This is a genomic window from Nonomuraea sp. NPDC049607, assembly GCF_040675375.1.
Classification (GTDB): Bacteria; Actinomycetota; Actinomycetes; order Streptosporangiales; family Streptosporangiaceae; genus Nonomuraea.
Map to the genome: position 1 here is coordinate 217,470 of NZ_JBFAOV010000007.1, position 22,081 is coordinate 239,550.

At 72.1% G+C, this 22,081-nt stretch carries 21 protein-coding genes; 14 read left to right on the forward strand and 7 right to left on the reverse strand.

The genetic code is table 11. The features are described from left to right. The first annotated feature begins 178 nt into the window (after positions 1-178). Positions 179-478 (forward strand): hypothetical protein, encoded by a 300-nt coding sequence (locus AB0J97_RS16865; RefSeq protein WP_364089237.1) that lies wholly within the window; start codon positions 179-181, stop codon positions 476-478. A 187-nt stretch (positions 479-665) separates the two neighbouring features. Here AB0J97_RS16865 and AB0J97_RS16870 read toward each other — a convergent pair whose 3' ends face one another. Beyond that, entirely contained in the window at positions 666-1,478 is an 813-nt protein-coding gene (locus AB0J97_RS16870) for a lysophospholipase (protein WP_364089240.1), read from the reverse strand. 72 nt (positions 1,479-1,550) lie between these two features. Here AB0J97_RS16870 and AB0J97_RS16875 point away from each other — a divergent pair, with 72 nt between their 5' ends. From AB0J97_RS16875 to AB0J97_RS16890, 4 genes are read left to right on the forward strand one after another with little or no spacing between them, the layout of a single operon-like run. Continuing rightward, positions 1,551-2,039, forward strand: a complete 489-nt coding sequence (locus AB0J97_RS16875; RefSeq protein WP_364089243.1) for a methylated-DNA--[protein]-cysteine S-methyltransferase — start codon at positions 1,551-1,553, stop codon at positions 2,037-2,039. Continuing rightward, positions 2,036-2,743, forward strand: a complete 708-nt coding sequence (locus AB0J97_RS16880) for a 2OG-Fe(II) oxygenase (protein ID WP_364089246.1) — start codon at positions 2,036-2,038, stop codon at positions 2,741-2,743. The genes AB0J97_RS16875 and AB0J97_RS16880 overlap by 4 nt, the downstream gene beginning before the upstream one ends. After that, positions 2,740-3,183 (forward strand): hypothetical protein, encoded by a 444-nt coding sequence (locus AB0J97_RS16885; RefSeq protein WP_364089249.1) that lies wholly within the window; start codon positions 2,740-2,742, stop codon positions 3,181-3,183. Before AB0J97_RS16880 ends, AB0J97_RS16885 begins: the two co-directional genes overlap by 4 nt. 11 nt (positions 3,184-3,194) lie before the next feature. After that, positions 3,195-3,821 (forward strand): alpha-ketoglutarate-dependent dioxygenase AlkB, encoded by a 627-nt coding sequence (locus AB0J97_RS16890; RefSeq protein ID WP_364089547.1) that lies wholly within the window; start codon positions 3,195-3,197, stop codon positions 3,819-3,821. On the opposite strand, the gene AB0J97_RS16895 is transcribed toward AB0J97_RS16890, so the two are convergent. From AB0J97_RS16895 to AB0J97_RS16905, 3 genes are read right to left on the reverse strand one after another with little or no spacing between them, the layout of a single operon-like run. Continuing rightward, a complete protein-coding gene (locus AB0J97_RS16895; RefSeq protein ID WP_357694893.1) occupies positions 3,793-4,485 on the reverse strand; it encodes a helix-turn-helix domain-containing protein in 693 nt (230 codons plus the stop codon). The genes AB0J97_RS16890 and AB0J97_RS16895 overlap by 29 nt on opposite strands. Positions 4,486-4,513: 28 nt before the next feature. Continuing rightward, the gene (locus AB0J97_RS16900) at positions 4,514-5,548 is read right to left on the reverse strand and encodes an alpha/beta hydrolase-fold protein (protein ID WP_364089252.1); all 1,035 of its coding nucleotides are present in this window, start codon (positions 5,546-5,548) and stop codon (positions 4,514-4,516) included. Between the two features lie 41 nt (positions 5,549-5,589). Continuing rightward, positions 5,590-6,804, reverse strand: a complete 1,215-nt coding sequence (locus tag AB0J97_RS16905) for an amidohydrolase family protein (protein WP_364089255.1) — start codon at positions 6,802-6,804, stop codon at positions 5,590-5,592. 148 nt (positions 6,805-6,952) lie between these two features. Here AB0J97_RS16905 and AB0J97_RS16910 point away from each other — a divergent pair, with 148 nt between their 5' ends. Together AB0J97_RS16910 and AB0J97_RS16915 are read left to right on the forward strand one after the other, a co-directional pair. Beyond that, entirely contained in the window at positions 6,953-8,128 is a 1,176-nt protein-coding gene (locus AB0J97_RS16910) for an MFS transporter (protein ID WP_364089258.1), read from the forward strand. A 37-nt stretch (positions 8,129-8,165) separates the two neighbouring features. Continuing rightward, the gene (locus AB0J97_RS16915; RefSeq protein WP_364089261.1) at positions 8,166-8,618 is read left to right on the forward strand and encodes an SRPBCC domain-containing protein; all 453 of its coding nucleotides are present in this window, start codon (positions 8,166-8,168) and stop codon (positions 8,616-8,618) included. A 3-nt stretch (positions 8,619-8,621) separates the two neighbouring features. Here the strand turns inward: AB0J97_RS16915 and AB0J97_RS16920 are convergent, their stop codons facing one another. Further along, positions 8,622-11,747 carry a BTAD domain-containing putative transcriptional regulator gene (locus tag AB0J97_RS16920; protein WP_364089264.1) on the reverse strand — a complete coding sequence of 1,042 codons (3,126 nt, stop codon included), beginning with the start codon at positions 11,745-11,747 and terminating at the stop codon, positions 8,622-8,624. Between the two features lie 109 nt (positions 11,748-11,856). On the opposite strand from AB0J97_RS16920, the gene AB0J97_RS16925 reads away from it, so the two are divergent. Further along, the gene (locus AB0J97_RS16925; RefSeq protein WP_364089267.1) at positions 11,857-13,335 is read left to right on the forward strand and encodes an MFS transporter; all 1,479 of its coding nucleotides are present in this window, start codon (positions 11,857-11,859) and stop codon (positions 13,333-13,335) included. A 74-nt stretch (positions 13,336-13,409) separates the two neighbouring features. Here AB0J97_RS16925 and AB0J97_RS16930 read toward each other — a convergent pair whose 3' ends face one another. After that, positions 13,410-13,763 carry a nucleotide pyrophosphohydrolase gene (locus tag AB0J97_RS16930; protein ID WP_357694879.1) on the reverse strand — a complete coding sequence of 118 codons (354 nt, stop codon included), beginning with the start codon at positions 13,761-13,763 and terminating at the stop codon, positions 13,410-13,412. Between the two features lie 47 nt (positions 13,764-13,810). Between AB0J97_RS16930 and AB0J97_RS16935 the strand changes: the two genes are divergently transcribed. Then, positions 13,811-15,259 carry an FAD-binding oxidoreductase gene (locus AB0J97_RS16935; RefSeq protein WP_364089270.1) on the forward strand — a complete coding sequence of 483 codons (1,449 nt, stop codon included), beginning with the start codon at positions 13,811-13,813 and terminating at the stop codon, positions 15,257-15,259. Positions 15,260-15,497: 238 nt separating this feature from the next. Here AB0J97_RS16935 and AB0J97_RS16940 read toward each other — a convergent pair whose 3' ends face one another. Next, positions 15,498-16,508: a LacI family DNA-binding transcriptional regulator gene (locus tag AB0J97_RS16940; protein ID WP_357694869.1), complete on the reverse strand. Its 1,011-nt coding sequence runs from the start codon at positions 16,506-16,508 to the stop codon at positions 15,498-15,500. A gap of 152 nt (positions 16,509-16,660) precedes the next feature. Here AB0J97_RS16940 and AB0J97_RS16945 point away from each other — a divergent pair, with 152 nt between their 5' ends. From AB0J97_RS16945 to efeU, 5 genes are all read left to right on the forward strand, one after another. Next, positions 16,661-17,953 carry an extracellular solute-binding protein gene (locus tag AB0J97_RS16945; RefSeq protein ID WP_364089274.1) on the forward strand — a complete coding sequence of 431 codons (1,293 nt, stop codon included), beginning with the start codon at positions 16,661-16,663 and terminating at the stop codon, positions 17,951-17,953. Beyond that, positions 17,950-18,909: a sugar ABC transporter permease gene (locus tag AB0J97_RS16950; protein WP_364089277.1), complete on the forward strand. Its 960-nt coding sequence runs from the start codon at positions 17,950-17,952 to the stop codon at positions 18,907-18,909. Before AB0J97_RS16945 ends, AB0J97_RS16950 begins: the two co-directional genes overlap by 4 nt. After that, a complete protein-coding gene (locus tag AB0J97_RS16955) occupies positions 18,906-19,751 on the forward strand; it encodes a carbohydrate ABC transporter permease (RefSeq protein ID WP_357694863.1) in 846 nt (281 codons plus the stop codon). Before AB0J97_RS16950 ends, AB0J97_RS16955 begins: the two co-directional genes overlap by 4 nt. Before the next feature lie 2 nt (positions 19,752-19,753). Continuing rightward, positions 19,754-21,121, forward strand: coding sequence for a cellulase family glycosylhydrolase (locus AB0J97_RS16960; protein WP_364089550.1), 1,368 nt, complete (start codon positions 19,754-19,756; stop codon positions 21,119-21,121). Positions 21,122-21,244: 123 nt separating this feature from the next. Beyond that, positions 21,245-22,078 (forward strand): iron uptake transporter permease EfeU, encoded by an 834-nt coding sequence (efeU, locus tag AB0J97_RS16965; RefSeq protein ID WP_364089280.1) that lies wholly within the window; start codon positions 21,245-21,247, stop codon positions 22,076-22,078. Positions 22,079-22,081 lie beyond the last annotated feature (3 nt).

Here is a 22,081-nt window from a genome sequence, read left to right on the forward strand (position 1 = left end):
CCCGAGCCCGGAGACGGGTGGGAGGCCGGACGGAGGGCCGAGCTCGGAGACGGGTGGGCGGCCGAGCGGGGGGCCGAGTCTGAAGGTTGGTGGGAAGCCGAGGTCTGGGGGTGGCGGCGGCGGGGGTTGTGCGGAGACGCCTGTGGTGGAAGGGGAGGGGTTTCCGGAGGTGCGGGGGGTGTCGGGAGATGTCGAGCTGTGGGGGTTGTTGTTCGTGTCCGGGGTGCCGCTGCCGCGGGGCGAGACCGTCAAGATCGTGTGGCGGATGACCGGGGAAGGACCGCTGACGGTCAAGGCGGCCCTTCCCGACGGCACCGCCGCCCGGCTCGCCTGGGGGCCCGAGGAGCACGGCGGGTCGACCTGGCACCGGCCGGGGGACGAATGGGGCACCGGGCTCGTCTTCCCCGAACGCGGCTGCTGGAGGATCGACCTCAGCCGCACCCACGGCACAGCCCACCTCTGGCTACCGGTCGCCTGACACACGACCGCCGAAACACCGTGCACGTAGACCCGACCACCGAAAACACCGGCCGCGTCGCATCCGCCCCCCGGAACTCCGGTCGCACGACAACCGACCACTGACGCGTCGGCCACGCAGCAACCGTCCACCGAAATACGGATCGCACAGCACCCGGCCACCGACACGCTGGTCGCGTGGCGCCGGGTCAGTGGGGGTTCAGTGCGCGGTCCACGAATGCTTCGACGTCGGCGAGCACCTCGTTCTTGTTGGTTTCGTTGAACACCTCGTGGCGGGCTCCGGCGTAGATCCGCTCGGTCAGGTCGCTGCCCTTGACCGCCTCCACCCCGGCCCGGCTCCCGGCCAGCGGTACGAGCTGGTCGTCGTCGCCGTGCACCCACAGCGTGGGCAGGTCGCCGAACGTGCCGCCCTTGGCGATCGTGTCGAGCATCGCGGCGAACGCCCGCACCGTGGCCCGCTTGAACGGCCCGTGCCAGACCAGCGGGTCCTCCGCGTACGCCGCCCCCACGGACGGGTCGCGGGAGAGCGTGGCCGGGTCGATGGGGACGTCGGGCAGCTCGTCGAGCGCCATCAGCGCCGGGATGACCTCCCACTCGCCGATCACCGGCCCCGACAGCACCAGCGCGGTCAGGCCCTCGGCGTAGCGCTGGGCGTACCGGGCGGCGATCATGCCGCCCATCGAGTGGCCGATCACCACGACCGGGACGCCGGGATGGTCGGCCCTGGCGCGTTCCTCGACGGCGTGCACGTCGGTGACGACGTCCTCGAAGTCCTCGACGAGCACGCGTTCGCCCGCCGACCTGCCGTGGCCCATGTGATCGAGTCCGTAGACGGCCGCGCCGTGCCGGACGAGGCGGTCGGCGACGTGTTCGTAGCGGCCGATGTGCTCGCCGTACCCGTGGACCAGGAGGGCGAGGTAGCGGGGCCGGGCGTGCGGCCATTCGCGGACGACGTTCGGCCCCCGCGTCCCGGTGAAGGTGTGCTCTCGCGATCCGGCCATGAACTTCCTCTCCTCCAGCCACGACGTCCGAAAACCGCTGACTTCCGCGGACGCTCCGGTGTTGTAGAGACTATGGACATCCACAACATCATCGACAGCCCGCTGGGCGAGATTCTGCTCGCCGGCGACGGCGAGGGGCGTCTGACCCGCGTGTCGTTCGACGTGGGCGCGCCGCCCGGACGCCGGGAGCCGGCCGCGTTCAGGGAGGCGGAGCGGCAGCTCGGCGAGTACTTCGCGGGCGAGCGTACCGTCTTCGACCTGCCCCTGGCCGCCCGCGGGACGGCGTTCCAGCAGCAGGTGTGGGAGCAGGTGGCGGCGCTGCCGTACGGGACCACCGTGAGCTATGGCGAGCTGACCGCCCGCGCGGGCGCGGCACGGGACCGCATCCGCGCGGTCGGCGCGGCGATCGGCGCGAACCCGCTGCTCGTCGTGGTCCCCTGCCACCGGGTGGTCGCCGCGGACGGCGCGCTGACCGGCTACGCGGGTGGCCTGGAACGCAAGTGCGACCTGCTCACCCTCGAAGGCGTGCTCCAGCCGCAGCTGTGGAGCGTGCTGCCATGACGGGGTTCCCGCAGGTCGAAGGGGCCGACTGGAAGCTGCTGGCCGGGGAGCTCGACGCCCACGGCTGCGCGCTGACGCCGCAGCTGCTCTCGCCGGCGGAGTGCGCGGAGATCTCCGCCCTGTACGACGAGCCGGGCCGGTTCCGCGCCACCATCGACATGGCGCGCCACCGGTTCGGCTCCGGCCAGTACCGGTACTTCCGCCGGCCGTTCCCGCCGCTGGTCGAGGCGTTGCGGGCGGCGTTCTATCCCCGGCTGTTGCCGATCGCCCGCGACTGGGCGGCCCGGCTCGGCCAGCCGGCGCCCTGGCCGGACGACTTCGGCGAGTGGCTGGACATGTGCCACGCGGCGGGACAGACCAGGCCGACCCCGATCCTGCTGCGTTACCGCGAGAACGACTGGAACGCCCTCCACCGCGACCTGTATGGCGACCTCGTGTTCCCGCTCCAGGTCGTGATCGGCCTCGACCGGCCCGGCGAGGAGTACACCGGGGGCGAGTTCCTGCTGGTGGAGCAGCGGCCGAGGGCTCAGTCGCGGGGCACGGTGACCGTCCTGCCGCAGGGTCACGGGCTGATCTTCACCACCCGCGACCGGCCGGTGCGCTCCTCGCGCGGCTGGTCGGCCTCGCCGGTGCGGCACGGGGTCAGCACGGTGCGTTCCGGGCTGCGGCACACCCTCGGCCTCGTCCTGCACGACGCGACATGACGGGCGAGCCGATCGCCGAGCTGGAGGGGGTGCTCGCGCTGGTACGGGCCCAGCGTCCGAGGGCGGCGGCGGTCGTGATCGGCCACGGCCGGGACGGCGTCCACCTGGCCGAGGCGTTCGCGGACGCCTGGGAGGGGACGGTGCTCGCGGTGGTCGCCTGGCCGGAGACGGCGGCGTCGTGGTTGCGTCAGGCCAGGCGGTTCACGGCAGGAGCCCCCGACGCCTGGGTGGTCGCGGGCGAGCCGGCGGGATGGGCCGGGATGAGCGGACGCCTGCGCCGCAGCACCGACTGGGACCCGAACCGGACGTACGGTTTCGCGGCCACGGCCCCCGCGGTCGCCCTGGCCGCCCCTGGGACACTGGAAGGCATGCGCGGAGCCGACACCGACGGCACACCATGGCGAATAGGACGAAATCTGATATTTCGGGAAGAATTGTGATCCCTTTGCCCATGCGGGAGATCGCCCCCGGCGCGGTGCACGTCCCCGGCTGGCTGTCCCTCCGCGAGCAGCAGGACCTGGTGCGCGCCTGCCGCGCCTGGGCCACCGGCCCGGTGCCGATCCGGCACACCGTGCTGCCCGGAGGCGGCGTGATGTCGGTGCGGACGGTGTGCGTCGGCTGGCACTGGCAGCCGTACCGGTACACGCGGCTGGCCCACGACGTGAACGGGCAGCGGGTGGCCGCGTTCCCCGGCTGGCTCGGCGACCTCGGCCGCCGCGCGATCGCCGACGCCTACGGCCGCCCGGACGACGGCTACGAACCGGACACCGCGCTGGTCAACTTCTACGACGGCCAGGCCAGGATGGGCATGCACCAGGACAAGGACGAACGCTCCGACGCCCCGGTGGTGTCCCTGAGCGTCGGCGACACGTGCCTGTTCCGCTTCGGCAACACCGAGACGCGCGGGAAGCCGTACACGGACGTCGAGCTGGCCTCGGGTGACCTGTTCGTGTTCGGCGGCGCGTCCCGGTTCGCCTATCACGGCGTGCCGAAGGTCCATCCGGGCACCGGCGACCCCGCCACGGGCCTGGCCGCCGGACGCCTCAACGTCACGATGCGGGTGACTGGTCTTCGATGAAGTAGTCGAACTGGTCGTCGGTGAGGGTGCGGCGCAGGATGCGCAGGACCTTGCCGGGGTCGTCGTGCGGGCCCGGCACGTAGAAGGGCTTGCCCTCGCGGCCGAAGGTGATGGCCGAGCCGCCCTCCCACTTGCCCAGCAGGTCGCTGACCGGCGAGAAGTCCTCGTGGGGCTCGAAGCCGAGCGTGCGCGCGTAGTCCATCGAGCCGAAGACCAGGTTCTGGGCCAGCTCGATCGGCACCTCCTGGTAGCCCGCGTACTCGCCGAAGAAGTACTCGCGGAACCTGCGCAGGTCGCGATCGTCGAGCACGTCGGGGCCGATGGTGTTCTTCACGCCGAGGCAGTAGACGTCGGCGAGGTAGCCGCAGACGGTCATCCGGTCCCAGGTGTGACGCCGGGCGACCAGCACGCACACCATGCCGCCCGCGCCGGACTCCGGGGCCTCGTCGGTCCAGCCCTTGGACGGGTCGACGCCCAGCCCGGCGCTCCAGCCGACGTTCGTCCAGCAGCCGACCACCTCGGCCTCGCCGGTCGTCACGTTCTCGGCGGCGATGGCGCGCACGAGGGGCGCGACGACCGACGGCGACACCTTGAGCGCCCGGGCGATCTCCTTGGGGGACCTGCCCTGGGCGCGCAGCTCGCGTACCTGATCCTTCAACTCCACACGCGGCAGCCTAGCGCCCGGCGTCCCGTCAGGCCGACAGGCGGCGGGTGAGCCACGCCAGGGCGAGGGGATAGCGGTACTCGATCGCGCCGTGCCCGGCGTCGAAGAGCTCGAAGTAGACCCGCTCGTCCGGTACGCCCGCCGCCTCCAGAGCGCGGCGGAACGCCGTGGCCCCGAAGTCCAGGTAGTACTCGTCGCGGCTGCCGGCGTCCACCCAGATCGCTCGCATCGAGCGCAGCGCCTCGGCGTAGCGGGGCTCGGCGGCCATGACCACCGGGTCGCGGGCCAGCCAGCGGCTCCACACCTCGGGGATCACCGCCCCGGTGTCGTCGAACGGGACGTGTACGGTGCCGTCGTCGTCGGCCGAGTAGGCCGCGGAGTAGGCGTACATCTCCAGGAGCTCGAAGTCGCCCTCCCTGGTGCCGGCCAGACGGCCGCGGAAGTCGGCGAGGAACGTGTCGTAGGAGCCGTCGTACATGTCGCGCAACCTGCGGGCCAGGCCCGGGAACGCGTTCCTGTTGCCGACCTCGAACAGGGCGTCGCCGGCGTGCGTGGCGAGCGCGCCGAACACGTCGGGGGCCAGCATCGCGGTGACCATGGCCCCGTAGCCGCCGCTCGACTTGCCGGTGACGGCACGGTGGTCGCGGTCGGCGATCGTCCGGTAGTGGGCGTCCACCCACGGGACGACCTCGTCGCGCAGGTAGGAGTGGTAGCGGCCGGTGCCGGGCGAGTCGAGGTACTGGCTGCCGCCGAGCGCGGTCCAGGCGTCGACGTAGACGACGATCGCGGGCGGCGCCTGCCCGGCGGCGAACACGGCGTCGGCCAGCTCAGGGTACGGCTGACGGAACGGCGTCCGGTTGAGCCACATGCCGACGTGCCCGGTGTAACCGAGCAGCACGTAGACGGAGGGGTAGCGGCGGTCGGGTTCGGAGTCGTAGCCGGGCGGCACGTACACCAGGAGGGGCCGTTCGTGCGGGTCGCCAAGGGGGTTGCCGCGCAGCAGGGCGCTGTCGACGACGTGGTGGTCGAGGCGTCCGGCCAGTTCGGCGGACCAGGGCAGCATGAATTCTCCTTCGGTTCAGCCGACCGACTCAGCCGACCGACTCAGCCGACCGACGGGGTCACGGTGTCCACGTGCTTCTGGGAGACCGAACGCCCTGACACCAGGACGAGTTCGAGCGCGCGCAGGTCGGCCAGGCGGTCGAGCGGGTTGCCGCGGACCGCGATGACGTCGGCGCGCTTGCCCGCCTCCAGGCTGCCGGTCTCGGCCCCGGCCCCGCACGCGTCGGCGGCGCGTACGGTGGCCAGCTCGATGATCTCGGCGTTGCCGAACCCGGCCTCGGCGAAGACCTCCAGCCCCGACACGTAGTCGTCGGTGCGCTTGTCGAGCCCGGCGATGGCGAACCCGGTGTCGGTGCCGGCGACGAGCCTGATCCCGGCCTCGCGCATGGCGGCCAGGTTGCCCAGCCAGCGGTCCATCGGCTCGGCGCCGACGAGCGCGCGCAGGTTCCAGAACTGCCCGTGGACGGTGGGGCACACGTACGTGCCGCTCTCGGCGATGCGGTCGGCCAGCCGCGCGTCGTAGGCCGGGCCCGCCGGGGTGTGGAACGTGCAGTGCTCGATCGTGGTGACCCCGGCCTCCAGCGCGTTGCGGATCGACTCGGGGGCATGGGCGTGGGCCGCGACGGTCCTGCCGCGCGTCGCCGCCTCCTCCACCGCGGCCCTGATCAGCGCGGCCGGGTACTGGGCCCGCCAGCTCGGCACCGAGCCGGGCGACATCTCGCCTCCCGAGGCCATCACCTTGAGGCAGTCGGCGCCGGCCCGCAGGTTCTCCCTGGCCACCCGTCGGACGGACGGCTCGTCGTCGGCCTCGCCGCCCATGTACCAGCAGTGGCCGCCGGTGACCGTGATCGGCCGGGTCGCGGCGATCAGGTGCGGGCCGACAGCGAGGCCGCCCTCGATCGCGTCGCGCAGGGTGAGGTCGAGGAAGCCGCGTCCGCCCAGGTCGCGGGCGGTGGTGACGCCGGCGGAGACGAGCTTGCGGGCGTTCTCGGCCATGCGCAGCAGCAGGTGGCCGTCGCTCACGGCGCTGCGGCCGGTCACCGGGTCGACCGTGCCGTCGAAGCCGAGGTGCACGTGCGCGTCGACCAGGCCGGGCAGGAGGGTGTGGCCGGGCAGGTCGAGCGTCTCGGGGGCGTCGCCCGCGCTGCCGCGGGGGCCCACCGCCAGGATGCGCGAGCCGTCGATCAGCACCTCGCCGTCCGTGATGACCTCTCCGGGGCGCCCAGTGAGCACCGTGCCGGCACGGATGATCCGCATGTCCTCCACCCTGTCACACACCCCGGACGCCGCCCACCCCACGCCGCTCCGACCGCGCTCGCGTGCGGGGCGAAGGGGTTCGGTGTGGGCCCGCGCCGGACCACCCTTCTGATAGGAAGGTTTCCTTATTAGGGCATGATGGCCGTCCATGTGGACGCGCGACTTCGTGCTCTTCTTCACCGCCCGCACGGTGTCGATGCTCGGCTCGGCGATGATGCCGGTGGCCACCGCGCTCGGCATGCACGACGCCGGTTACGGCGCGACCGGCGTCGGCCTGGCGCTGGCCGCCTGGATGGTGCCGATGGCCGGGCTCATCCTGTTCGGCGGCGTGCTCATGGACCGTTTCACCCCCCGCCGCATGATGGTCGGCGCCGACCTCACCAGGACGGCGACGCAGGCCGGCATGGCGGTCCTGTTCGGGCTGGGCCGGCCGGAGTTGTGGGAGGTCCTGGCGCTGTCGGCGGCGGCAGGGGCGGCGGCCGCCATGTACACGCCGGGCGTCGCGGGCACGATCTCGCGGATCGCGTCCGACGTGCAGCGGGCCAACGCCACCCTGCGCATGTCCGAGGCGATCATGCAGTTGCTCGGGCCGGGCCTGGCCGGCGCGCTGGTCGGGCTGGCCGGGGTGGGCGTGGTGTTCGCCGCCGACTCGGCCGGGTTCGCCGTCAGCGCGGCCTGCCTGCTGCTCATGCGGGTGCGGGTGGCCGGCTCGGGTGAGGAGCCGGTGCTCGTGCGGCTGCGGGAGGGGTGGCGGGAGTTCCGGTCCCGGACGTGGATGTGGAGCGTCATCATGATCTGGGTGGTCTTCGGGATCACCCTGTTCGGGCCGCTGATCCCGCTGGGCTCGGTGATCGTGACCGACGCGTTCGGGGAGACCGCGTACGGGCTGGTCATGTCGGCGAGCGGGGCGGGCACGATCGTGGGCGGGCTGGTGGCGCTGCGGATCAGGCCGGCCAGGCCGCTGGCGGCGGGCGGCGTCGGCATGTTCCTGTTCGCGCTGGAGCCGCTGAGCTTCGCGGCCGGCGTGCCGCTCGGCGTGATCATGGCCTGTCACGTGCTGGGCGGGGCCGGGTGGGCGTTCTGGTCGGTGATGTGGGCGACGAGCGTGCAGACGCTGGTGCCGGCCGAGGCGCTGAACCGGGTCAGCGCGTACGAGATCGGCGGCTCGACCATGTCGCTCCCGATCGGGCAGGCGCTGGCCGGGCCGGTGGCCGCCCTGGTGGGCTCCCGCGAGGTGCTGGCCTTCTCCGCGCTGGTCGCGGTCGCCGGCTGCCTGGTTCTGCTGTCCGTACGGCCGGTGCGGCAGATCACCGTAAGGCCGTGAGAAGAGGACCGTAAGGCCGCCCGCGCATCGTGGAGACATGACAACGACGCAGACCGCACAGTACGAGATCGTCCGCACCTTCGACGCCCCCCGCGAGGACGTCTACGCCGCCTGGACCGAGCCCGAGCGCTTCTCGCGCTGGTTCGGCCCCCGCATGCTGACCACGCCGGTCGGCCGGATCACCCTGGACGCCCACCCCGGCGGCCGGTGGCGCGCGACGCTCGTCGGCGAGGACGGGTTCGAGGCCACACTGGAAGGCTCCTACCGCGAGGTGCAGGCGCCCGCGCGGCTGGTGTTCACGACCGGCGACCCCGACAACCCCGGCGACGGCCCCGCCTCCGTGGTGACGCTCGACCTGCTCGACCGGGACGGCGGCACCGAGATGCGCTTCCACCAGTTCGGCGTCAACACCGACCAGGCCCACGCCGACCAGGCCAGGGCCGGCTGGGACGAGTTCTTCGACCGCCTGGCCGAGCATGTCGGGCGCTGACCGTCAGAACAGCCCCAGGGCGTCGTCCAGCTTGTACGTGCCGCCCCGCTCGTACGCCTCGGCGAAGGCCCGCTCACCGAGCGCGTCGCGGACCCGGGCCGTGACGCGCTCGTCCTCCTCGCGTTCGGAGGCGGTCGCCGGGGTCTGGATCTGCTCGCGGATCGCGGCGGCCAGGCCCAGCAGCACCGCCGCCGGCTCGGTCGGCCCGGCCGCCGACGCCGCGCCCGCGACGCACGCCGCCGCCGTGCGCGGGTCGCCGATCCTGACCGCCGCAGCCAGCGCCTCCCGGTGCAGTTCCATGGCCGCGGCCGGGTCGCCGCGCAGCTCGGTGACGTGGCCCAGCTCTACCAGCAGGTCGGGCAGGTGCAGCGGGGGCTCGACGCCGGGGTCGCGCGGCAGGCCCTCCAGCAGGTGGTGCAGGTGCGACTCGGCCAGGTCGAGCAGCCCTGCGCGGCGCGCGGCGAACGCCAGGCCCATCTCGGCCATCGTCTCGCCCATCTTGTAGCCCTGGCCGAGCGCCAGCTTCATCGCCCGTCCGCACAGCTCCATGGCCTGGTCGTACGCGCCGCTGTGCAGCGCCGTCCAGCCCAGCCAGGCGATGCGCCCGGCCACCTCGGGCCACAGGCCGAGCTCCTCGGCCATGCCCAGCCCCTCGGCGAACAGCCGGCGCGCCCGCTCGTGGTCGCCGGCCATCTCGGCCGCGCCCGCCAGCCATTCGGTGGCCTGCAACATGCCCCAGCGGTCGCCCAGCTCGCCGAACAGCCGCGCGCTCTCCCCCGCGTCGCGCTCCAGCGCCTCGGTGTCCCGCGTGGTGAACGCGTCCCGCGCCTGCCTGGCCAGCGCGACCGCGACGCCCCACGTGTCGCCGAGCTCGCGGCAGGCCGCCAGCGCCCGTCCGGTCAGCTCCTGGCCGGTGACCATGTCGGGCACGCCCACGCCGACGAACAGCTCGGCCCTCGCGCGCTCGCCCGGGTCGGCGATCCGGTCGATCAGCGGCTCCCACGCGACCTGCTCGCCCAGGATGAGCGCGAACCCGGCGTGCCAGGCCGCGGCCCGCTGCCGGGCCGGGTCGTCCGGACCTTCGACGGCCAGCGCCGCACCCAGCGAGCGCCTGCCCTCGGCCAGCCGGCCGCGCAGGAACCAGTACCAGGCCAGCGCGTTGACCAGACGCGCGGCGGCGTCGGCGGCACCCTCGGCGATCGCGGTGTCGAGCGCGGCCCGCATGTTGGCCGACTCGGCGTCCAGGCGCAGCAGGCGGTCCCGCTGCTCGCCGCCGTACAGGCCGGGTTCGGACTCGATCGCCAGGTCCAGGTAGTGGCGCAGGTGCGCGTGGCGGACGCCGGCCAGCTCACCGGCGTCGGCGAGACGGCCTGCGCAGTACTCGGACACCGACTCCAGCAGCCGGTACCTGACCCCGGTCGTGCCCTCGGCGACGACCACGAGCGAGCGGTCGACCAGCCGGGCCAGCAGGTCCAGCACGTCGAGGCCCGGCTCGGCGCACACCGCCTCGGCCGACTCCAGGGTGCAGCCGTCGGCGTGCACGGCCAGGCGGCGCAGCACCACCCGCTCCTCGTCCGACAGCAGGTCCCAGCTCCAGTCGATCACGGCGGTGAGCGTCTGCTGCCGGGCGGGCGCGCCCCGCCGTCCGGACGCCAGCAGCCTGAACCGGTCGTCCAGCCGGTCCACCACGCCCTGGACGCCGAGCGCCCGCACCCGCGTCGCGGCCAGCTCCAGGGCCAGCGGGATGCCGTCGAGCCGCCGGCAGAGCTGGGCCACCGCCTGCGCGTTGCCCGCCTCCAGGGCGAACCCGCGGGCGGAGGCGGCGGCCCTGGCGACGAACAGGCGGACCGCGTCGGAGCGGGCCATCTCGGTCAGGTCCGTGCCCGTAGGCAGGCCGAGCGGCGGGACGCTCCACAACACCTCGCCGTCCACGCCGAGCGGCTCCCGGCTGGTGGCCAGCACGGTCAGCCGCGGCGCGGCGGCCAACAGCACCTCGGCCAGCTCGGCGACCTGCTCGATCACGTGCTCGCAGTTGTCCAGCACGAGCAGCACGCGCCTCGGCCGCAGCGCCGCGGCCAGCCGCTCGTGGACGTCGCCGCCCGACGGGTCCTCGCGGATGTCCAGCGCCGCCATGATCGCCTCGGCGGGCGAGTGGGTGGCCTGGTCGAGCGCGACCAGCCAGACGCCGTCGGCGAACCCGTCCAGCAGCCGGTGCGCCGCCTCCAGAGCGAGCCTGGTCTTGCCGACGCCGCCGGTGCCGGTCAGCGTGACCAGCCGCTCGGCGGTGACCAGCGAGCAGACCTCGGCCAGCGCCTCGTCCCTGCCGACGAGCCTGCTGACGGACGCGGGCAGGTTCGTCGTGGGCCGCTCGGCGGGCAGGCTCAGCGCCGGGTCCTGGCCCAGGATCGCCTGGTGCAGCGCGACCAGGTCGGGGCCGGGGTCGAGGCCCAGTTCGTCGGCCAGGCGCTCGCGCAGCTCGGCGAAGCCCGCCAGGGCGTCGCTCTGACGTCCGGCCCGGTAGAGGGCGCGCATGTGGGCGGCGCGCAGCCGTTCCCGCAGCGGATGCCGGGCCACCAGGTCGCCCAGCTCGCCCACGAGCAGCCCGTGCTCGCCCAGTTCGAGCCGGGCCTCCGCGCGCTGCTCCAGCGCCGTCAGCCGCTGCTCCTCCAGCCGGACGATGGCCGACCTGGTGTACTCCTCGTCGGCGAAGTCCGCGTACGCCTCCCCCCGCCACAGCGCCAGGGCGTCGGCCAGCAGCCCCGCCCTGGTCCGGGGGCTGTCGGCGGCCTCGGCGCGGGTCAGCAGGTCGGCGAAGCGGGCCGCGTCGAGCGCTCCTGGATCGGTGCGCAGCAGGTAGCCGGGCGCCCGCGAGACCACCAGGTTCTTGCCGCCCGGCTCGGCGTCCTCCAGCGCCTTGCGCAACTGCGAGACCCGCACCTGGAGCGCGCCCGCCGGGTTGCCCGGCGGCTCCTCGCCCCACAGGTCGTCGACCAGCCGGTCGGCCGAGACCGGATGGCCCTCGTGGACGAGCAGGTCGGCGAGCAGCGCCCGTACCTTGAGCCCGGGGATCGTCACGGGCTCCCCCGCGTCGGTCCACACGGCCAGCGAGCCCAGCACCCCAAAACGCATGTCCGTCACCTTATGTGCCGCCGTAAGCCGGCGAGAAGCACACCTGAAGCGCCCTCCGGCACCGTGAAGCCATCGAAAAGCGGTGAAGCCCATGGAAGGGGCAAACGACATGAAGACCGGCACCCTCGCGGGACGGCGTGAATGGACCGGACTCGCGGTCCTGGCCTCGGTGGCCCTGCTGCTCTCCATCGACCTGAGCGTGCTCTACCTGGCGCTGCCGCACCTGAGCGCCGGTCTCGGGGCCTCCGCGCCGCAGCAGTTGTGGATCCTGGACATCTACTCGTTCATGCTGGCCGGCTTCCTGGTGACCATGGGGACGCTGGGCGACCGGATCGGGCGGCGCAGGCTGCTGCTGATCGGCTCGGTGGCCTTCGCCGCGGCCTCGGTGGCCGCCGCGTACTCGGTGAACGCGGAGATGCTCATCGTGTCCAGGGCGCTGCTCGGGATCTCGGGGGCGACGCTGCTGCCGTCGTCGCTGGCGCTGATCCGCACGATGTTCACCGACGGCCGGCAGATGGGGACCGCGATCGGCCTCTGGTACGGCTGCTTCATGCTCGGCATGGCGGTCGGCCCGCTGGTGGGCGGGCTGCTGCTGGAGCACTTCTGGTGGGGGTCGGCGTTCCTGATGGGCGTGCCGTTCATGGCGGCGGTGTTGGTCGCCGGACGGCTGCTGCTCCCCGAGTACCGCGACCCGGACGCCGGCCGCCTCGACCTGGCCAGCGTGGCCCTGTCCCTGGCGACCATCCTGCCGGCCGTCTACGGGCTCAAGGAGATCGCGCGCGGCGGCTGGCAGACCGTGCCCGTGGCCGCGCTCGTCGCCGGGACGGCCTTCGGCGTGGTGTTCGTCCGGCGGCAGCGTAAGCTCGCCAACCCGCTGCTGGACCTGCGGCTGTTCGGCAACCGCGCGTTCGCGGCGACGCTGGGGATCATGTCGCTCGGCGGGATCGTCATGGCCGGGACCACGCTCATGACCACCCAGTACCTGCAGGCCGTGGAGTCGCTGTCGCCGCTGGGCGCCGGGTTGTGGCTGGTGCCGCAGAACCTGGCGATGATCGTGGCCCTGACGGCCGCGCCGCGGCTCGCCGCCCGGATCGGCACCGCGTACGTGATGGCCGCCGGGCTGGCGCTGGGCGCCGTCGGACTGTTCCTGCACACCCTGGTCCCGAGCGTCGGCGGGACCGGGCTGGTCGTCACCGGGCTGGTCCTGGCCTCGGCGGGCATCGCGCTGCCGATGGGCGCGGGCAACAGCGTGATCATGACGGCCGCGCCCGCCGAGAAGGCCGGGTCTGCGGCGTCCCTGACCGAGACGAGCGGCGAGTTCGGGGTGGCGCTGGGGGTGGCCGCGCTCGGCAGCCTCGGCACGGCCGTCTACCGTGGCCGGCTCCCCGAGCACCTGCCGGTGGAGGCCGTGCGGGAGAGCATCAGCGCGGCGGTGACCGCCGCCAAGGACCTGCCCGACCTGCTGGACCTGGCGCGGGCGGCGTTCACGGCGGGGCTGAACACGGTGGGGGCGGTGAGCGCGGTGGTCTTCGCGGGGCTGGCCGTCTTCGCCCTCCTCACCCTCCGCGACCACCGCCCCACACCCTGACCGCCCCTCCCCCTCGGACCGCCGGCCCGGCCGGCGGTCCTTCGTGGTTCCGGCGGGTTCCGGCCGTACGCCGGTCAGGTGGACGGCGGCGCCTTGCGGGCCGAGCCGCGGTAGCCGGCCGCGTCGTAGCGGCGTTCGTTGTCCGCCAGCTTGGCCGTCGCCGCCTCCACCAGGTCGACCCCCAGGACGTCGGCCAGCCGGACCAGGTACAGGGTCACGTCGCCGAGCTCGGCACGGACGCGGGCGAGCGTGTCGGCGTCGGGGCTCGCGGACTCCTCGGCGGTCAGCCACTGGAACTCCGCGACCAGTTCCCCGGCCTCCCCCGCCAGCGCCATCGCCAGGTTCTTCGGCGTATGGAACCTCTCCCAGTCACGGGCCCGCGCGAACTCCCGCAGCCGTACGGCCAGCCCCTCCAGCTCCTCGCTCACGCCACCCGACCCTACTGGCCCCGCCCCCCGATTCATCACCACCGGTGATGACAGTGCGGACGAACCCCGTCTGGTTCCCCGGCCGCTTCCGCGATCGACTGGCCGCCATGATCTCCCACCTCAGCGGACCGGCACTCGTCCCCGGCGACCCCGGATACGACGACGAGACCGCCCGCTTCAACACCGTCGCCACCCCCGCCCGCCCCGCCGTGGTCGTCGGCGCACGGGACGTGACCGACGTCCGGAAGGCGATCGCCCACGCGCGGTCGGCAGGGCTCAGGGTGGCGATCCAGGCGACCGGCCACGGCCTGTCCACCCCCACGGACGGCGCCCTTCTCATCAACACCCGCCGGATGACCGGCCTGTCCGTCGACCCCGCCACCCGCACGGCCCGCGTCGAGGCCGGAGTGCGCTGGGGCCAGGTCGTCGACGCCGCCGCCGAGCACGGCCTCACCCCGCCGAACGGCTCCTCCCCTCTGGTCGGCGCGATCGGCTACACGCTGGGCGGCGGCCTGCCCGTGCTCGGCCGCACGCTCGGCTGGGCCGCCGACCGGGTCAGGTCGCTGGACCTGGTCACGGCCGACGGATCCCTGCGCACGGTGAGCCCGTACGAGAACCCGGACCTGTTCTGGGCCCTGCGCGGCGGCCGGCCGGGCGTCGGCGTGGTGACCGCGATGGAAGTGGAACTCGCCGCCGTCCCCCGTTTCCACGGTGGCATGCTGCGCTTTCCCGCCGAGCGCGCGTCCGAGCTGCTGGCCGCCTGGCTGGAGTGGAGCCGCGACCTTCCCGACACGATGAACACCTCCATCGCCCTCCTCCGCCTGCCCCACGCCCACCTGGTGGCCATCCGCCTGGCCCACGCCGCCCTCTCGCCCCTCTCGTCCTCGCACCCGGCCCCCGAGACCCTGATCGCCCCTCTTCGCGCCCTGCGTCCGGTCGAGGACACCGTCAGGGACCGCCCGTGCACCGAGATCGCCGCCGTCCACGACGACCCCACGGAACCCGCCGCCTATCACGAGCTCTCCCTGATGCTGCACACCCTCGACCCCGGCCTGTTCGACCATCCCGACCCGGGCTTCGCGACGGTCGAGATCCGCCGGCTCGGCGGCGCCCTGTCCGCCGCCCCGGACGTCCCGAACGCGATCGACCACCGCACGGCCGCCTACAGCCTGAGCACGATCGCACCCGCCGCCACGACCGCCTTCACCACCACGAACACCTTCACCACCACGAACACCTTCACCACCACGAACACCTTCACCGCCCCGAACGTCTTCACCGCCCCGAACGTCTTCACCGCCCCGAACGTCTTCGCAGCCACGAACCCGAAACCGCCCCTGGACCTCGCCGACCCGTCCAGCACGGGCCTCCGCTTCCGCAACTTCCTGGCCGGCCCGGAAGCCCCGGCCTTGGCCGCCGAGGCGTACACCCCAGCCACGTGGAGCAGGCTCACCTCCCTCAAGACCACCCACGACCCCCACAACCTGTTCCTGTGACCGCGACGCCAAGAACTCGAAAGGGGAGCTTGCCGTTTCTCCGAGAGGCCTTGCGGCCTGGGATCGGCCGACCGGGGTTACGGGCTGCCTCAGATGTAGCCGGGTGCTGGCGTCCCGGGCCTCGCGGGGCAAGCGCTGGGGCCAGGGCGCCGCAGGCGCGGGGTGCGCCGGAGGCGCCGAAGGAAGGGGGCCTGAGCCCGAAGGGCGAAGACCGCTCGGGCCGGGGTGCCCGCTCCCGTCATTCCACGGCGGCCGTGCTCTCCCGGACGATCAACTCCGTGGCCAGTTCCACCCGCTTGGTCTCCGGCACCTCACCCTTCCCCATGCCCAGCACCGTACGGGTGGCCAGCGCCGCCATCTCCTGCAAGGGCTGTCGTACCGTCGTCAGCGGCGGCCAGGCCGACTTCGACAGCGGCAGGTCGTCGAACCCCACGACGCTCAGGTCCTCGGGTACGCGCAGCCCCCGCTGCCGGGCGGCCTCGAACACGCCGAACGCCATCAGGTCGCAGCCGGCGAAGATGGCCGTGGGCGGTTCGTCCAGGGACAGGAGCGCGTGGCCCTGGTCGTGGCCGGAGTCGACGAGGAAGGTGCCGCGCCGGATGAGCTCGGGGGCGAGCGGCACGCCGGCCGTCTCCAGGGCGGCCCGGTAACCGTCCACGCGGGCCTGGCTGCAGAGCATGTCGGCGGGGCCGCTGATCATGCCGATGCGACGGTGGCCGAGTTCGAGCAGGTGGCGGGTGGCGGCGAGGCCGCCGTTCCAGTTGGTGGCGCCGACCGAGACGACGCCGGGCGCCGGCTCGCCCTCGGGGTCGACCACGACGAACGGCAGCGACCGCGCGCTGAGCTGGGCCTGCACGCCGGTGGACAGGCGGGAGGCGACGATCACCACGCCGTCGGTACGGCGGGCGGCCAGCCGTTCGAGCCAGTCGCGTCCGGGGCCGGCGTGGGTGTGCAGCACCGAGATGACGACGCTGGCCCCGGCCTCGTGGGCCGCGCTCTCCGCGCCGCGCACGATCTCCATGGCCCACGGCGACTCGATCTCGGCGAACACCAGGTCGACCAGGCCGGCGGGGCTGTCGTCCTGGCTGACGCGCCGCTGGTAGCCGTGCTCCTGGAGCAGCCGTTCGACCTTGTGACGGGTCGCCGGCGCCACCTCGGGCCGGCCGTTGATGACCTTGGAGACCGTCGGGATGGAGACTCCGGCCTCTTCTGCGATCAGTGCGATCGTCACGCGCCTCTTAGCTGACACGTTCGGGAGTGTATCCGAAAGTTTCGGACTGGGATCGCTCCCACGACAGCTATTGACGCCCTGGGCAGCACATACCTATGCTCCGACCAACGAAATTATCGGGGGATATACGAAACTTTCATACCGCTCGTGCCCGATGAAGGGACCCCTGGATGAAACGCGGTCTGATCCTCATGGCCACCGCCGTACTCGTCGCCGGATGCGGCAGCGGCGGGAATGACGGCAGTGGCGCGCAGCCCGGCAGCTCGCAGCAGGGCCAGAAGCCCGCCAAGGTGACGCTGGAATGGTGGCACCTGTCCACCTCCGAGCCGCTGAAGTCCCTGTGGGCGCAGCGGGCCAAGGACTTCGAGGCCGCGCACCCGAACGTCACCATCAAGGCGACGGTGCTGGAGAACGACGCCTACAAGGCCAAGCTCACCACGATCACCCAGTCCGGCAAGGCCCCGGACGTCTTCGTCACCTGGGGCGGCGGCGTGCTCCAGCAGCAGATCGACGCCGGCCTGGTCAAGGACGTCTCCGGCGACGTCGCCCCCGTGCTGGACACGTTCACCCCGGCGGCGCTGAGCGCGTACCAGTTCGACGGGAAGACGTACGGGCTGCCCACGGACATCGGGCTGGTCGGGTTCTGGTACAACAAGAAGCTTTTCGCCAAGGCGGGCATCTCGGCCCCGCCCGCCACCTGGACGGAGTTCCTCGGCGACGTCAAGAAGCTGAAGGCGTCCGGCGTCACCCCGATCGCGCTGGCGGGCAAGGAGAAGTGGCCGGGCCACTACTACTGGGCCTACCTCGCCATGCGCATCGCCGGCCTGCCCGCGCTCCAGCAGGCAGGCGTGGACCACGACTTCACCAAGCCCGACTTCGTGGCCGCCGGGCAGCAGGTCAAGGCGCTGGCCGACCTCCAGCCGTTCCAGAAGGGCTTCCTCGGCGCGGGGTACGGCACCCCCGACGGACAGGCGGCCACGATCTCCAACGGCAAGGCCGCCATCGAGCTCATGGGCCAGTGGGCGCCCGCCGTCCAGAAGGACGCGGGCAAGGGCCTCGGCGACGACCTGGGCTTCTTCCCCTTCCCCGCGGTCGAGGGCGGCAAAGGCGCGATCGGCGACGCCTTCGGCGGCGGCAACGGCCTGTCGGTGGGCGCGGACGCGCCCCCGGAGGCCGTGGAGTTCGTGAAGTTCATGACGCAGATGGACCAGCACACCAAGGCCGTGGAGGCCGGCGGCGTGCTGCCGGTGCTCAAGGGCGAGGAGAACGCGGTCAAGGACGCCAACCTCAAGCAGGTCGCGACCTTGCTGGCCGGAGCCTCCGGCTACCAGCTCTACCTGGACCAGGCCTACCCGCCGGCGGTCGGCCAGCAGGTCAACGACAGCGTGGCCGAGCTGATCGCCGGGACCAAGACGCCGGAACAGATCGGCCAGGACATCAGCGAAGTGGCCAAGAGCGAATGACGACCCTGACCCGAGGGCCGGAGGCGGTCACGCTTCCGGCCCCTGCCCCGGCGGGGCGGGGGCGCGGGCGGGCGGTCACGATCGCCCTGTTCCTGCTGCCCGCGCTGGTGCTCTTCCTGCTGCTGGTGGTGGCCCCGATCCTGGTGGCCGGCTACGCCAGCGCGTTCAAGTGGAACGGATTCGGCGGGCTGCCCACCGACTTCGTCGGGCTGGACAACTTCACCAGGCTCTTCTCCTCCGACATCTTCGCCACCGACCTGGCGCACCTGGCTGTCCTGGTCCTGTTCTCGGTGGTGATCCAGCTTCCGTTCTCGCTGGCCGTCGCGATGCTGCTGAACCAGCGCATCCGGGGACGGGCGGTCTACCGGCTGGTGTTCTTCGCGCCGTACGTGCTGTCCGAGGTGATCACGGGCGTGCTGTTCTCGCTGATCCTCGCCCCGGACGGCGGGATGGCGAACCAGTTCCTGTCGGTGTTCGGGCTGGAGTCGGAGTTCCTGGCCGACCCGGACACCGTGATGCCCGCCCTCTTCCTGGTCATGACCTGGAAGTACTTCGGGTTCCACATGATGATCTACCTGGCCGGACGGCAGGGCATCCCGAACGAGCTGATCGAGGCCGCGCAGATCGACGGCGCGACGCCCTGGGAGACGTTCCGGCACGTCACGCTGCCGCTGCTCGGGCCGACGATCAGGATCAGCGTGTTCCTGTCGGTCATCTACACCATCCAGCTGTTCGACCTGGTCTGGATCCTCACCGGCGGCGGCCCGTCGCACTCCTCGGAGACGATGGCCGTCACCATGATGGAGTTCGGCTTCAAGCGCTCCCAGGTGGGTTACGCCAACGCGATCAGCGTCGTGATGTTCGTGCTCAGCCTCGTCTTCGCCCTCGTCTACCAGCGCGCGGTGATGCGCCGGGACCTGGAGGGCGCGACCACGTCCATGGGAGGCCGACGATGAACCACGGAAGGCCGCCCGCGCGGCGGCGCCGCCCCACCCTGCCCCTGCACGTGATCGCCTGGATCGTCGGCGCGTTCATCCTGGTGCCGATCGTGTACGCGCTGCTCGGCGGGTTCAAGAGCAACAGCCAGCTCTCCGGCAACCCCTTCGGCCTGCCCGATCCCTGGGTGACCTCGAACTACACCGACGTGCTCGGCTCGGGGTCGTTCTGGCGGCAGGTGTGGAACAGCACGTTCATCGCGGTCGCCACGACCGTGGTGATGGTCGGGCTGTCGGCGCTGGCCGCGTTCGTCTTCGCCAGGTTCGCCTTCCGGGGCAGGGAGGCGCTGTTCACGCTGTTCACCGCCGGGCTGATGTTCCCGTTCGCGGTGGCCATCCTGCCGATCTTCGTGTTGCTGCGCACGTTCGGGCTGCTGGACGACCCGCTCGGCGTGATCCTGACGCAGGCCGCCTTCGGGCTGCCGCTGACGATCATCATCCTGCGAGGCTTCTTCCGGAGCATCCCGGGTGAGGTCGAGGAGGCCGCGATCATCGACGGCTGCTCGCCGTTCGGGTTCTTCTGGCGGATCCTGCTGCCGATGGCCCGCCCGGCCATGGCGACGGTCTCCGTGCTGGCCGTCGTGGGCAGCTGGAACAACTTCATGCTGCCCCTGGTGGTCTTCAGCGACGAGACGAGCTGGACGCTGCCGCTCGGCATCCAGCAGTTCCAGGGCCAGTACGCCGCCGACACCGCACGCATCCTCGCCTACCTGATCCTGGCCATGCTGCCGGCGCTCGGGTTCTACGCCATCGCTGAACGTCACCTGGTCGGTGGGCTCACCGCAGGTGCGACGAAAGGGTGAACATGCTCCACGTCTCCGGAAGCCGGCTCCTCACCCCCGAAGGCACCCAGGTACGGCTCAGGGGGGTGGGTCTCGGGGGCTGGATGAACATGGAGAACTTCATCACCGGCCACCCCGCGAACGAGACCTCGATGCGCGCGGCCGTGAGCGGCGTGCTGGGCGAGGAGCGGGCCGAGCTCTTCTTCGACCGGCTGCTCACCTCGTTCTTCACCGGCGGCGACGCCGGCCTGCTGGCCGAGCTGGGCATGAACTGCGTGCGCATCCCGGTCAACTACCACCACTGGGAGTCCGACGCCCGGCCCATGGAGATCGACCCTAGGGGCTTCCGGCACCTCGACCGGGTGATCGGCCTGCTGGGCGAGCGCGGCATCTACAGCGTCATCGACCTGCACGCCCTGCCCGGCTCCCAGAACCAGCACTGGCACAGCGACAACCCGACGCACGTGGCGGCGTTCTGGCAGCACCGCCACTTCCAGGACCGGGCCGTGCACCTGTGGGAGGCGCTGGCCGACCACTACCGGGGGCATCCCTGGGTGGCCGGGTACAACATGGTGAACGAGCCGGGCGACGTCTCGGGCAAGGTGGTCGGCCCGTTCTACGACCGGCTGGTCAAGGCCGTACGGGCCGCGGACCCGGACCACGTCCTGTTCCTGGACGGCAACACGTACGCCACCGATTTCTCGATGTTCCGGGAGATGTACGAGAACACGGTGTTCGTCATGCATGACTACGCCCTGGCCGGGTTCGCCCATGGCGGTCCGTACCCGGGGCTCACCAGGGGCGAGTGGTGTGACCGGGGCCAGCTGGAGGAGACCTTCGCCCGGCGGTCGCAGTTCCAGCGCGAGACCGGCACGCCGTTGTGGGTGGGCGAGTTCGGCCCGGTCTACACCGGCGACCCGGAGCGGGACGCGCAGCGCTACCAGGTCCTGCGCGACCAGCTCGACATCTACGACGCCCATGACGCGGGCTGGTCGCTGTGGACGTACAAGGACGTGGGCCTCCAGGGGCTGGTGCACGCGTCGGGGGCGTACCTGGACCGGTTCGGCGCGTTCATCGCCAAGAAGCGGCGGCTCGGCGCGGACCGGTGGGGCTCGACCATGGAGGAGTGCGCCGACGTGCTCGGCCCGCTGCACCGGCTGGTCGAGACCGAGTTCCCGGGCTGGGAGCCCTACCCGTGGGGCGCCCGCTACCAGACCGACGACCTGATCAGGCACATCCTCTTCGCCCAGGCCCTGCTGCCCGAGTACGCCGAGCTGTTCAGGGGGCTCGGCGACGACGAGCTGCTCGCCCTGGCCGACTCGTTCGCGCTGGAGCGGTGCGTCCGGCGCGAGCCGCTGCTCGACCTGCTGGCCGGCAACCTCATGGGGTGACAAACCACTCATACAGTCGGGTGCGTCACACCACCGGGCAAACTATCGCCATCACTGCTTGCGCTAGGTATGCTTCGGCTGCCCTAATTTAGGTAAGCCTTTCCTCAGCGAGCGGGAGTGACGGTGTTCGCCAGCTACCTCATCGGACTGCGCGAGGGACTGGAGGCGACTCTCGTCGTCTCCGTCCTCATCGCCTTCCTCGTCAAGAGCGACAGGAAGGACAAACTTCCCCAGGTCTGGACGGGAGTCGCCGCGGCGATCGCCCTGTCCGTCGGCTTCGGCGCACTGCTGACCTTCACCGCCGCCAACCTCGGGCACACCGGGCAGGAGCTGTTCGACGCGATCACCTCGCTGCTCGCCGTCGTGTTCGTCACCTGGATGATCTTCTGGATGCGGCGCACCGCCCGCGCGCTCTCCGGTGAGCTGCGGGGCAAGCTCACCGACGCGCTCCAGATGGGCTCGCTCGCGGTGGTCGTGATGGCCTTCCTGGCCGTGGCCCGCGAGGGGCTGGAGACGGCGCTGCTGTTCTTCGCCGCCGTCCGGGGCGCGACCGCCACCGCCGAGCCGCTGATCGGCATCGCGCTCGGCCTGCTCACGTCCGTGGTCATCGGCTGGGGGCTGTACAAGAGCGCGTTGAGGATCAACCTCACCAAGTTCTTCACCTGGACCGGCCTGCTGCTGATCCTGGTCGCCGCCGGCATCTTCAAGTACGGCATGCACGACCTCCAGGAGGCCAACATCCTGCCGGGGCTGAGCACGTACGCCTTCGACATCAGCGCCGCGCTGCCCGCCGATTCCTGGTACGGCGCACTGCTTTCCGGCATGCTCAACATCACGCCCCAGCCGAGCGTCGTCGAGGCCGTGGCCTGGATCGTCTACCTCGTGCCCACTCTCATTTTCTTCCTGCTGCCCCAGCGGGTGAAGACCACTCCCGCCGCCACCGCACCCGCGGCCTGAACA

Coding starts and splice junctions, on each gene's coding strand:
- AB0J97_RS16870 (WP_364089240.1), bottom strand. CDS start 1,478: ATGGCCGGATCGCGAGAGCACACCTTCACCGGGACGCGGGGGCCGAAC.
- AB0J97_RS16875 (WP_364089243.1), top strand. CDS start 1,551: ATGGACATCCACAACATCATCGACAGCCCGCTGGGCGAGATTCTGCTC.
- AB0J97_RS16880 (WP_364089246.1), top strand. CDS start 2,036: ATGACGGGGTTCCCGCAGGTCGAAGGGGCCGACTGGAAGCTGCTGGCC.
- AB0J97_RS16885 (WP_364089249.1), top strand. CDS start 2,740: ATGACGGGCGAGCCGATCGCCGAGCTGGAGGGGGTGCTCGCGCTGGTA.
- AB0J97_RS16890 (WP_364089547.1), top strand. CDS start 3,195: ATGCGGGAGATCGCCCCCGGCGCGGTGCACGTCCCCGGCTGGCTGTCC.
- AB0J97_RS16900 (WP_364089252.1), bottom strand. CDS start 5,548: ATGCTGCCCTGGTCCGCCGAACTGGCCGGACGCCTCGACCACCACGTC.
- AB0J97_RS16905 (WP_364089255.1), bottom strand. CDS start 6,804: ATGCGGATCATCCGTGCCGGCACGGTGCTCACTGGGCGCCCCGGAGAG.
- AB0J97_RS16910 (WP_364089258.1), top strand. CDS start 6,953: ATGTGGACGCGCGACTTCGTGCTCTTCTTCACCGCCCGCACGGTGTCG.
- AB0J97_RS16915 (WP_364089261.1), top strand. CDS start 8,166: ATGACAACGACGCAGACCGCACAGTACGAGATCGTCCGCACCTTCGAC.
- AB0J97_RS16920 (WP_364089264.1), bottom strand. CDS start 11,747: ATGCGTTTTGGGGTGCTGGGCTCGCTGGCCGTGTGGACCGACGCGGGG.
- AB0J97_RS16925 (WP_364089267.1), top strand. CDS start 11,857: ATGAAGACCGGCACCCTCGCGGGACGGCGTGAATGGACCGGACTCGCG.
- AB0J97_RS16935 (WP_364089270.1), top strand. CDS start 13,811: ATGACAGTGCGGACGAACCCCGTCTGGTTCCCCGGCCGCTTCCGCGAT.
- AB0J97_RS16945 (WP_364089274.1), top strand. CDS start 16,661: ATGAAACGCGGTCTGATCCTCATGGCCACCGCCGTACTCGTCGCCGGA.
- AB0J97_RS16950 (WP_364089277.1), top strand. CDS start 17,950: ATGACGACCCTGACCCGAGGGCCGGAGGCGGTCACGCTTCCGGCCCCT.
- AB0J97_RS16955 (WP_357694863.1), top strand. CDS start 18,906: ATGAACCACGGAAGGCCGCCCGCGCGGCGGCGCCGCCCCACCCTGCCC.
- AB0J97_RS16960 (WP_364089550.1), top strand. CDS start 19,754: ATGCTCCACGTCTCCGGAAGCCGGCTCCTCACCCCCGAAGGCACCCAG.